Below are 10451 nucleotides of genomic sequence, written 5' to 3'. Positions count from 1 at the left end.
CAACTGGAACAGCTCCCACAACTCATCCGGCACCAGCCGCTCCACGATCGTCACCCGCGGAGCCTACTCGGCCGTCCAAATGAGATGTCCTCTTAAGCGCCGCCAGCTCGACCAAGGCCCGCTCCATCACACGCTGCTGGCGCTCGATCTCGGCAGACAGAGCGCCGTTTCTGGCCCGGATACTCGCCACCTCGTAATCGGGTAGCTCTGCAGGATCGGAGTCCTCGTAGCCGGGGGAAAAGGCTTCCGGACTGCCGAGTTGCAGCAGATACCAATACGCCGAGGAACGCAGACCGGAGGCGAGGTCAGGAGCGGCGAAGGCGCACTCCAAGGGGGGAAAGGTCATCTCGACAGCGTCGGTGTAAGCCGGAAAGAAGTCCCGCGCCCCGCGGGCGTTGCTCCACACGTTGACGGCGTTGCGGAGGGCGTCCTCCGCGTACTGCAGCGAGATGCCCGGCTTGAGTCTCATACCCGGATTCTGCCGTCCCGTCAGGACATGGCGGGACCGGGGCCAGGTAGCGGCCAGGATGTGATGTCCTGGCCGCTGCACGTCCCTGCCGTCGGACGGGAAGTCTCGGGACGGGCCAGTTGTCCGCAGGGGAGAATCAGGGCGGTGCGCACCGCTCCCCATGCCTGCGGCGCGCACCACTCAACCGCCCACCACGGTTGGCTCCGCCCGGTTCAGGTCGCCGCGCCGCCCACCGTCGTCTGCTTCTGCCGGCGCAGCGCTCTGCCGGTGCGGGCGGCCAGCCGCGGGTCGGGGAGCACGCGGGCGATGAAGTCCTCGTCGCTCAGGGCCGGCTGCGGGACTCCCGGCCCAGCAGCCGGTGCGCGGCAACCAGCGCCGTAGCCACCGCCTCCCGGACGGGCGACTGGCCCTGCATCGAACGTGGGCGCTTGAATTGATGTGCTGTCGTTCGATTGTCAGCCGGTCGGGGCGAGGCGGCTGAAGGCCCATCGGAGCACTTCCTGGTCGACGCGGGTGCGGCCAGTGCGCTGGAGGGCTGTGTGGGTGTGGGCGGTCAGGCGGGCCCAGTTGCGGAAGTTGCCGTGGGCCGCGTGCTGGTCGGCGAAGGCGATGTCGCCGGGGTCGGCTTCGGCCCAGATGGGGTGGTAGAGGGGGATGACGTCCAGGACCTCTTCGGGGGTGAGGCGGGCGAGGCGTTGCCAGATGAAGATCCTGGAGGAGAGCATCGGCTCCTTGCGCAGGGTCTGGTAGCAGCCTTCTCCGCCCACGAAGACGACGGCGAGCTGGGTGTAGGGGTCGTCCCAGAGGTAGCGGACGTACTCCAGCTGGTCGCTGGAGAGCCATTGGGCCTCGTCCAGGACCAGGGTGCGGGGGTGGGTGGCGAGTGCGGTCTTGAGGAGGTGGTCGAACTCGCTGGCGTAGCGCGGGGGCTGGCCCGGCAATCCGAGGCTGGTGAACAGTTCGTGGCGCACGGCGCGGGTGGTGGGGCGGGCGTGGAAGGTGATGCGGTGGATCTCCTCGCCGGGTTCGAGTTCGCGCAGGCAGCTGGTCACCGCGACGGTCTTGCCGAAGCCGGCACCGCCGTGGATGCACATCATGGCGCGGGCGGCGATGGTGTCGGCGAGGTTCTCGCGCACGGTGAGCAGCGCGCGGGTGGCCACGAGGCGGGCTTGGGACAGGGTGACGTACTGGTCGGTGGGTGCGGGTGGCAGGCGGCGGGTCACAGGGCGTCCTGTCCTGGTGGGTCGGTTGGTGGGGTGGGCCGGGAGGCGGTTCTCACGGCGACGGGGGTGGGCCAGTCCGCGGGTGGCGGGGCGGGCGGGATCAGGTCCGGCAGGGCCAGCGCGGCGAGGTCGCTCTCGTGGTGGCGGGACAGTTCCCGGGTCGCCTCGGCGGCGGTGGCTGCGTGCAGGCGGCGTGGTGCGCTCGGGGTGGTGGCGGGGGCGAAGCGCTGGTGGCGCAGGCGCTCGGCGGTCTTGGCCTCGGCCCGCAGTCGCTGTGCGCGCTGGGAGCGGGCGCGGCGCAACGCGGTGAGTTGCTCACCGGTGGCCTGGTCGGCCTGGTAGGCGGTGCCCAGGCGGCGGCCGGCGGGGTCGCAGACTTCGATCTCGTGGGTGTGGTGGGGCATGAACCGGACCCTGACCTCGCGGCCGGCCTGCCCAGTCATCCAGTCGGCGAGGTAGTCGCGGTTCTTGAAGCGGACGCCGTGGCTGGTGATGACGCGGGTGCGGCCGTCGTCTTCGAGCGTGAACGACCACAGATCCGTGGGCGGGATGTCGGTGAGCGGTGTCGGGTCCTGCTGCCAGGCCTCGATCGGGGTGCGGCCCTGCAGTCCGTCGGGGTGGTGCTGGGTGTTCCACCAGGTGACCCAGGCCAGCACTTCGGCGGTGAAGTCCTCGAAGGACAGGGCAGGGGCGGTGGGGAGGCGGTCGGGGCGGCGGCGGGGCTGCTTGGTGCGGTAGCCGGGCAGCGCGGCGAACAGCATCCGTGTCGCGCTGCGGTTCAGGTGTTCGATGCTGCCTTTCAGGTGGGGGCTGTAGGCGGGCAGGTCGTCCACCGTCGTTCCGAACGCGTCGAAGGCCGCAGTGACGGTGCGGGAGAGGAAGTCCTTGCCGCGGTCGATCCGCACTGCCTCCGGCCGGCCGCCGATGGGTCCGTAGGGGCCGGTGCGCAGCACCGCCGAGCGCAGCGCCGCCAGGATCGAGGCGCGTGAGGGGGTGCCTGGGGTCACCGCCACCCCGGTGATCGCTTTGGTCGCGCAGTCGATGAACCAGGTGACGTACGGGCGTACCAGTTGGTCGTCGGCTACGACGCGCAGCGGGGCCTGGACGTGGTCGCCCTCCCAGACGTGGTTGCGCCACGTTCGGGGGCGTTTGCCGAACACGTCGAACGCGCGGACCGCCTCCGGGCCCTTGCGGTACCCGGCCCGCTCCCCCGCGGTCAGATCCCGGCGCACCGCGCGCAGGAACGTCGCCAGCGACGGCACCCGCTCCAGCACGGGAACGGCGGCGGGTGGCGCGCCGCCAGGGATCGCCGCCCCGACCAGCCGGGGCGGCCCTGGCGGCGGGGTGGCCCCGTCGGACGCGCTGTCGGCTCCGCCGGCCGCGGTGGCGGCTCCGGTGGCCGAGTGGGCGCGGGCGAGGAGCTCGCGGTGGACCGCGGAGGCGTTGCCGCGCCAGTAGGCCAGCAGTACCCGGACCTCGGGGGTGATCTCGAACCGGTCGGTTCGGCGTGCCCCGGGGGCGTCGGCCGCGGCGGGTGCGGTGGCGGCGTCAGCCAGCCACCGCCACACCGTCCGGTCCGACACCGCCAGGCACTGCGCCGTGGTGCGAACGTGCGCACGCGTGAGCCGGCCCTCGGCACGCAGGACGAGCAAACGGCGCACCGCGGGAGCACGCAGGGCGTTCAACGACACCGCGTCCAGGGCAGGCTCGGCCTCGGCTGGCGCAGACGCCGGGACGGTTGCGGCGCCGTCGAGGGCGGGAGTGTCCACCAGGATCCTTTCCGCGTGCGGTGGCGGTCGACCTGCAGCGCGGGAACGGGGTGACGCTGCGGGCGGGGTGGCGGGGTCAGGCGTTGGGGCCGAGACGGGAGCACGCCCTGTCCAGCAGGGCACCATCGACCCCTGCGCCGGGGCGCTGGTCCAGAGCCGCGTAGGCGTGGGAGGTGATCTTCGCCCAGGTCCGGAAGTTCCCCCGCGCCAAGGTCTCGTCCGCGTGCAGCAGATCCGCGTCGGCCGCGGTATGCCACAGCGGATGGAACAGGCGCAGCACGGCAGGAACCTGAGAGGCCTCCAGGCGGGGAACGTGCTGCCAGGTCAGCACCCGCGAAGCCAGCGCCGGGGCCCGGGCCAGCGCGCGCTCGGCGCCGGCCCCGCACAACACCAGCGAGGTCTGCGTGGCCGGGGCATCGGCCAGCAGGCGCAGATAGTCGAGCTCGGGAGCGGCGATGCGCTGGACATCGTCGACCAGCACCACCCCAGGGGAACTGAAGGCGTCGATGAGCGCGCGGTCGGCCGCATCCGTGCGGTTCGTCAACGCGGTCGCCGGCAAGCCGAACGCGGTCAGCAGCGCGGCTCGCAGCTGCGGCAGGGCTGGCTTGACCGCCACCTGCGCCAGGCGGACAGGCACACGGCGCGGCAGCAGACCAAGGGCCTGGTGGACCGCGACCGTCTTGCCCTGCCCGGCATCCCCGTACACGCAGGCGATCCCGCGCGCGGCGACCGTGTGCCCGATGGCCTCCGTCACCTCACCCAGCTGGCTTGTTGCGACGACGTGAGCACCCGGCACGTACAGCCTCGCTCCCAGCGGCACGGGCCCGGCAGAGCCATCGGGCACGACCGCCGGGACGGGTTCGGCGACCGGTGCGGCCTGGCCGGCCTCATCGACCGTGCCCGGCAGCGCCAGGTCGGCCAGCGCCCGGTCATACACCGCCGACTCCACCCGGCCACGCCCAGGCCGCACGCCCTGCAGAACACGGCCGGCCCGCTGTTCCCGGCGCACCGCCCGGTGCAACGTCCCCAACGACGGCACCAGCCCCGCGGACTCCTGCCCCAGGTCGCGCGCAGCCGGTTTGGTCAGCTCCCGGTGCAACGCAGCCACGTTCCCACCCACTCGGAAAGCCGGGCCCAAAACTCGTCCGTGACCGTGAAAGCGCCACGGCGCGGAACCGGTTCCACACGACCCGACCGCCGGGCGATAGCCAGCCAGTTCCACACCGTCCGCACCGACACCCCGGCCGTCTCGGCAGCGATCCGCGCGTGCACCGACGACAACTTCCCCGTCGCGTCCACGTCGAGCAGACGCCGTACCACCACCTGCCGCGTCAGCGCCCGCTCCCGCGACCGGGACGCCGACGGCACCACATCGGCCACGGATACCGGAGAAGTCTCCGGCAGGGAATCGGTCTGCGTAGACAGGGCATCGGCGGTCATGAACACCAGCCCACTCCCCCATCACGGCCACGCGCACAGGAATGAGCAACCCCATGTCAGCCAACCACCACGTGTGATAGGCGCAACTCGCAGATCATGACAGCAGGTTGGTCACTTCATGACAGCAACAATCGGCGAAAGAATCAGGCAGAAGCCCAGCCCAGCAGTCCCCTGCCCCTTGGAAGCCCGCTGCCGCCCAACCCGCTGACACCACCCCACCCACTCACAAGCACAACGGAAAAGGGGCGGGCCTTCGGTGTCGGCCGGGGCCTGACGGCCCCTTGAAAAGGGCTGGGGGTGACGCCTGCGGCGCCACGGGAAAAGGGGCGGCGCAGACGGGCCGGAACGGGCCGGGAAAGGGGGCCTGGCGGCCCTCGGTCGAGAACGGACAGCGGGCGCCTGCGGCGCCACCCGAGCAGGTGCCGGCGAAGCCTGCGGCAGCGGCACGGTGGGCGCGCCGAGGCGGCACGGTGCGGGCGGAGCGCAGCGGGGCCGAGCGAGGCCGAGGGGGCGGGGCGCAGCCCCACCGCCAAGTGATCCGTGACAGCGAAGCTGGGACGGTTGTCATCGAAGTTGAGACAACGCCATTTTGTGACAGCGAAGTTGGGAAACACCCCTGTCAACGGCCTCGAAGCGCTACAGCACGGCAACGCATGAGCTCAGATCGGCGGCCAGGAAGACCAAGCGCGAGTCTCCGGCGATATCTACTCGCCCCAAGGCGACCGGGGCGTCACCCGCACGCCGAAGGTCGGGCAATCCCCGTTCGAAGTCCTTGCAGGTGACGACGCCGTCCTCCGCCATGCACTGGGCCCGCCATGCCCAGATGCCGAGAAGCTGACTGGCCGGCACCGTCGATTCGGCCCACACCCGGAACGAAGCTCCAGCGCGCAGGGCCACGGCAGCATGGCTGGCGGCATCAGTCTCATGCCGTTCGAGGGCACCAATCAGGTCTTCGCGATCCACGACGTGCAGTATGACGCTCTGCGAGCGCCAGCAGCCTGCCCCGTCCTTCCCGACTTCGCTGTCACAACTGCGCTGCTTCCTGGATTCGCTGACACAAGCAGCCGTTGTCCCGACTTCGATGGCAACCGTCCCGGCTTCACTGTCACAGGTCACCAAGGCCTCTCCCGAGGCGGCCCCGGGCCCTGTCCCCCCCTCGGCTGTCGCGTCCTCACCACACACGGGGGATCGCGGGTATCCACCCACGTCACAGGCCGCGACAGCACCCCACGCGACAGGACACGCGACAGCCAGACGCGACAGCCGCGGACAACCCGTCCGGGGCGACACACCACCTCCTGGACGGCGGCCTGACGGCCACCCACACCCGCACCCCGGCCCGGGTACAAGGACGGCGCCAGGGCGGCGCCGAGGGCGGCCTGGCGGGCAGCCGCGGGGCGCATCCGCCCACCGGCTCCATGGGACGCGCGAGGCATCCCGACGACGTCCGCCAGGACGGCGCCAAGGCAACCCGGGCCAAAGGCAGGCCGGATGCAGCGGGGCGCAGCGCGGCGGCGGCCGGGACCGCGCCGAGGACGGCGGCCAGGACGGCGGCCAGGACGGCGGGCGCCGCTTGATGACTCGCGCGAGCCACTCCCGCCAGGCCGACGGACAGCTGCGGCACCGGGCAGCGCGGCACCGAGCAGGACGACGACTAGGCCCACGACGACCGCACCCGGACGGCGGCCCGGACCGTGCCCTCGCGGGCCCCGGGCGGGGCAACCGGCTCACAGCCTCACAGGCTTACAACCCCTACAGGCCACCCCCACCACCGGGGAAAACAGCACCCCAATGACACAGCCTCACAGCCCCCCGCCCCACAGGCACCGAGGCGGGCGGGAGGCCGACGAGCAGGACCGACCCGGCGGGCCCGGACCGCGCCCGGACAGCGCCCGGACGGCGGCCGAGCCGGACACGGGACGGCGGCGGCGGGACCCGGGCGGCGAGGGCGGCGGCCATGCGACCGCGCGTCACTTGATGGCTCGCGTGTCCTGTGACAGGCGATCTTGAGCGATTGCCATGTGACCTTGACCGGCCGAGGGTACGTTTCCGCCGGTGCCGGTGCCGGTGCTCAAGTGCGGGAGTCGCCAAGCGGCTGTTCGCTGTACGGGCAGGCCGGTTCACCATCTCGCAACGTCGGAACGGATCCTGGGCAGAGCCCACGGTTCCACCGCGCCCGTGACGAGGTCGGCCAGGAACTGAACGGCTCCGCCGGTGTAGCGCCACCAGACGGAGCTTCGTGAGGCGACCGTGACCGTCCACTCCTGCGGCCCGGCAGGATCTGTGGTCCACAGGAAGAAGTCGCCCTGGTTCGAGCCGGCCCAGGGAAGCAGCCCGCCCGGGGCAGGGTAGGGGTGGAGCGGCACGGCAAGGTCGGCTTGCGCGCACTGCTCCTCCACGTCCTCCAGTGCGCTGCGCATTCCCTGTACCCAGAACTGCTCGTGGCCGCGTTCCGGGCCGCTGACGCCGAGGAAATCCCCCAGGCCGAAAGTCGGGTAGAGCTCACGAAGGAGCTTGAAGTCCTCCGGGAGGGCAGTCCCCAACTCCGCTTCCACCTGTCGCCAGTTGACGTTCCTGGCCTCCGGCAGACGCAGCGATGCCAGGCCCGGAACCGCACTCTCCAACACGGCGATCGCCTCCACAGGATCGGACAAACGGCGAATCGGAGCCTGCGTACCAGCAAAGTCATCCATGCGGCCAGGGTGTCAGGGTTGGACCACCAGCAACTGCTCGGACCCCCTCCACCGGCAGTCACGATCACTCGTCAAACGGTCAAGACCGCTTGGCAGAGGACACCGCGCGAGCCATCCGCCGAGGACGCCGGCCGGGCTGGGACAGCAAACGAAGAAACGCTCCCACCAGGAGAAACACCCTGAGACCGTCCCAGCAAAACGGACATAACAGGCAGGACTGGGACACAGCTGAGACAGGACTGGGACACCCCAGCAGGCCGCGCAGCAGGCGACTAGGCCGACAACGGCGGGACCCGACCAGCGGCACAGCGGACGCCGAGGTCGACGCCGAGATCGACGCGGAACAGCCGCCTCCTGGCCGACCACCACCAGGAGCAGCGACCCAAGCGACCCACACAGCGGCACAGCAGGCCCGGCGCAGCCGTCCAAGGCCGGCGGGCCCGGCCGAGGACGCGGACCCGGCCGACTTCCTGTGTTCTGCACTTCAGCGCTGTGCGAGGGAGGTGGAGTTCAGCGGGGCTGGGCGGCCGAGGGCGGCGAGGCCGAAGAGCAGCCCGCCGGTCATGAAGAAGGGCTCGTAGAGCAGGGTGGCGAAGCGGCCCATGGCGTCGAAGTCGGCCGTCGTCCGGGCGCCGGTGGCCAGGGCCAGCCAGTCCGGGACGGACGGCACGGAGTGCACCAGCAGGACGGCGGTGATGCCCCAGAGCGCGAAGTCGAGGAGCCTGCCCGGCAGCCGCCCGCCCCACGGCCGGACGATCGCCAGAGCGAGCACGGCGGCGACCGCGCAGCCGGGGACGGCGAGGACATCGATCACCAGCAGCGGGGTGTTGCCGGTGACCGAGAGGCCGTCCGGCAGGCCGGTCCGGCCGCCCAGCAGCCAGTACAGGTGGACGAGGGAAAACGCGGCGGACCAGATGGCGGCGGCGTAGGCGGCGGCCCGAAGGGTGGCGGTCTTCATGCCTCCACGTTCGCCGCCCGGGCGGTTCGACGGATCGTCCCGGCGGATGGACCCACTCCCTCGGGAAGGGGAGTTTCGACTCATCCCGAGGCCTGACCGCGATTCCGGGGTCGCCTGGGCCGGCAGGCTCGCCGGATGCCGGTTCGCCGGCTCGGCGGGACGGCACCAGGCACGACACCGGGCGGGCGTCAGGCACCGAGCAGGACCGGACCAGGCGGACGCCGCCACACTGTCAGACGGCCTCACCACCCCACAGTGCCGGCGGCCAGGACGGCACCGAGCACGACGTCCACGAGCAGGGCGCCGACCAGCGGCCCCCGGACAGGGCCGCCGACACACGGCCTGACAGGATCACCACCCGGTGCGCGTCACACCCCATTGCCCGTGACGCGCACCACCCCGCACACGGAAAACACAGGCAGAAAGACCCCAGAAACCCCGGCAGAAAACACGGCCAAAACCCGGCAGAAAACACGGCTGCAGCCCGTTCCGGAAACCCGCCCAAACAACCCGTCAAAACCCCACCCCGCGACCCCACCCCCAACCGCATGGCATGCCCACGACGAACACACACAGCAACCAAACCAGCCCCACCCACGCCAGCGAAACAGGCGAAAGCCGACACCCGACCCCACCCACATTGGTCCAACCAGAACCGGGCACAACCCCCAAATCACCAAACACACCAAGCGGATCTCACGAAGGTCACACCCCGAGGAAGCAGCAGAGGCACGGCCGGACGATCAAGCGGACGCCTCGGCACGCCGATAAGCTGCCTGGATGACCATGTCCACTGCCATCGAGCAGGTCGTCCACGAGGCGGAACAGCAACTCACGGACGGGACGTGGGACCTCGTCGCCGCCGACTCATCCCTGGTGCGCGAGACCGCCACCGCCCTCGCCGGCGCCATCGGCCCCGCCGACACTCACCAGGCGCTACCGACGATCGAGCGACTCGCCGCGCTGCGCGAGGCCATCGCCGCCCTCGCCATGACCATCGCCCGCACCCACGGCCACCTCGCCTGGTTCCTCGCCCAGTGCACCAGCCACCTCACCCCGGTCCTCCACTGGCGCGCCCTGGACGCCCCCGAAGGCCGCACCTTCGGCGCCGTCCTCCCCACCGACGACGAACTCACCGACGCAGAAACGGCCATCCGCCTCCTCGCCACCATGCTCGACCACACCAGCCAGCCCACCTGACCCCACCCGCAGAACAACCCACCAGCCGAACCCCCGCGACCGGACAGCGCCCCGACCCACCCACCAACGCGCCCGGCACCCGCCGGACACCAGAAAGAAAGCCCAGCCCAGCGACCGGCACAAGCCTCCGGACGCGGTCGTACTGCGTGACAGGCCAATAGGTACCCGAGCAGTCGCTGCCCCTGGACGCCCACCCCGTGGCAGCGGCACCCGGTTCCCGCGAAGCCCCTGTCCAGGCCGGAGTTCAGGGCACGGGAGGGACAGCGCGTGCCAGAGGTTCCAGCTCTCCGTAGAGGGCGGCATGCAGCGCGGCCGCGAGTTCACGGGCTCGTTCTTCGCTCCGCACGCCGTGCATCATGAAGTAGACCGGCCCCGTGTAGGCGTCCAGGTCGACCTCGTGACTGTGGACCAGGCGAGTGATCGCCGCACGGATCACGTCGTTGACGGCGTCGGTGACCGTGTGGTCCGAACCGGCGGTGAGGCTGTCCGCCTTCACGCTCCACTGCCGGCGTCTTTCGTACTCGATAGCGACGAATACGACGTTGCGCGCCATGGCGTCGCGGTAGACGTCGTGGAAAGCGTCGGTGCCGGTGGCGTCCGGGATGGGTCTGTAAAAAGAACGGTGTAACTCCCGATCAAGGAAGTAGCACCTGATGACAGACGTGATCGTCTCCGCCGAGGCCGTGGAGGCCGTGCGGC

At 71.0% G+C, this 10451-nt stretch carries 10 protein-coding genes; 1 reads left to right on the top strand and 9 read right to left on the bottom strand.

Features of this window, described 5'->3' with window-relative positions; genetic code table 11:
* Nucleotides 1-22: 22 nt before the first annotated feature.
* The 8 genes from ACIRVF_RS42735 to ACIRVF_RS42700 all read right to left on the bottom strand — a co-directional run bounded on the left by ACIRVF_RS42735 (nt 23) and on the right by ACIRVF_RS42700 (nt 8552).
* Nucleotides 23-469 (bottom strand): hypothetical protein, encoded by a 447-nt coding sequence (locus ACIRVF_RS42735; protein WP_402830603.1) that lies wholly within the window; start codon nt 467-469, stop codon nt 23-25.
* Nucleotides 470-924: 455 nt separating this feature from the next.
* Complete coding sequence (locus tag ACIRVF_RS42730; protein WP_402830601.1) at nt 925-1692, bottom strand: AAA family ATPase; 768 nt, start codon at nt 1690-1692, stop codon at nt 925-927.
* Complete coding sequence (locus tag ACIRVF_RS42725) at nt 1689-3353, bottom strand: Mu transposase C-terminal domain-containing protein (RefSeq protein WP_402830605.1); 1665 nt, start codon at nt 3351-3353, stop codon at nt 1689-1691. The genes ACIRVF_RS42730 and ACIRVF_RS42725 overlap by 4 nt, the downstream gene beginning before the upstream one ends.
* Before the next feature lie 184 nt (nt 3354-3537).
* The gene (locus tag ACIRVF_RS42720; RefSeq protein WP_402830598.1) at nt 3538-4569 is read right to left on the bottom strand and encodes an AAA family ATPase; all 1032 of its coding nucleotides are present in this window, start codon (nt 4567-4569) and stop codon (nt 3538-3540) included.
* Nucleotides 4545-4907: a hypothetical protein gene (locus ACIRVF_RS42715; protein WP_402830595.1), complete on the bottom strand. Its 363-nt coding sequence runs from the start codon at nt 4905-4907 to the stop codon at nt 4545-4547. The genes ACIRVF_RS42720 and ACIRVF_RS42715 overlap by 25 nt, the downstream gene beginning before the upstream one ends.
* A gap of 630 nt (nt 4908-5537) precedes the next feature.
* Complete coding sequence (locus ACIRVF_RS42710) at nt 5538-5864, bottom strand: hypothetical protein (protein ID WP_402830593.1); 327 nt, start codon at nt 5862-5864, stop codon at nt 5538-5540.
* A gap of 1157 nt (nt 5865-7021) precedes the next feature.
* Nucleotides 7022-7594 (bottom strand): SMI1/KNR4 family protein, encoded by a 573-nt coding sequence (locus ACIRVF_RS42705; RefSeq protein WP_402830590.1) that lies wholly within the window; start codon nt 7592-7594, stop codon nt 7022-7024.
* Between the two features lie 484 nt (nt 7595-8078).
* Complete coding sequence (locus ACIRVF_RS42700) at nt 8079-8552, bottom strand: DUF3995 domain-containing protein (protein WP_402830588.1); 474 nt, start codon at nt 8550-8552, stop codon at nt 8079-8081.
* A gap of 780 nt (nt 8553-9332) precedes the next feature.
* Between ACIRVF_RS42700 and ACIRVF_RS42695 the strand changes: the two genes are divergently transcribed.
* Nucleotides 9333-9752 carry a hypothetical protein gene (locus ACIRVF_RS42695; RefSeq protein ID WP_402830586.1) on the top strand — a complete coding sequence of 140 codons (420 nt, stop codon included), beginning with the start codon at nt 9333-9335 and terminating at the stop codon, nt 9750-9752.
* A 244-nt stretch (nt 9753-9996) separates the two neighbouring features.
* Here ACIRVF_RS42695 and ACIRVF_RS42690 read toward each other — a convergent pair.
* On the bottom strand, nt 9997-10451 hold a 455-nt coding region (locus ACIRVF_RS42690), incomplete at its 5' end, for a hypothetical protein (RefSeq protein ID WP_402830584.1).

Origin of the sequence: Kitasatospora sp. NPDC101157 (assembly GCF_044768255.1) — a bacterium.
Classification (GTDB): Bacteria; Actinomycetota; Actinomycetes; order Streptomycetales; family Streptomycetaceae; genus Kitasatospora.
The sequence above is the reverse complement of the archived record's forward strand: the minus strand, read 5'-3'. Positions and strand labels throughout refer to the sequence as shown.

Excerpts from the sequence above, each read along its gene's own strand:
- ACIRVF_RS42695 (WP_402830586.1), top strand. The coding sequence starts at position 9,333 with ATGACCATGTCCACTGCCATCGAGCAGGTCGTCCACGAGGCGGAACAG.
- ACIRVF_RS42705 (WP_402830590.1), bottom strand. The coding sequence starts at position 7,594 with ATGGATGACTTTGCTGGTACGCAGGCTCCGATTCGCCGTTTGTCCGAT.
- ACIRVF_RS42700 (WP_402830588.1), bottom strand. The coding sequence starts at position 8,552 with ATGAAGACCGCCACCCTTCGGGCCGCCGCCTACGCCGCCGCCATCTGG.
- ACIRVF_RS42735 (WP_402830603.1), bottom strand. The coding sequence starts at position 469 with ATGAGACTCAAGCCGGGCATCTCGCTGCAGTACGCGGAGGACGCCCTC.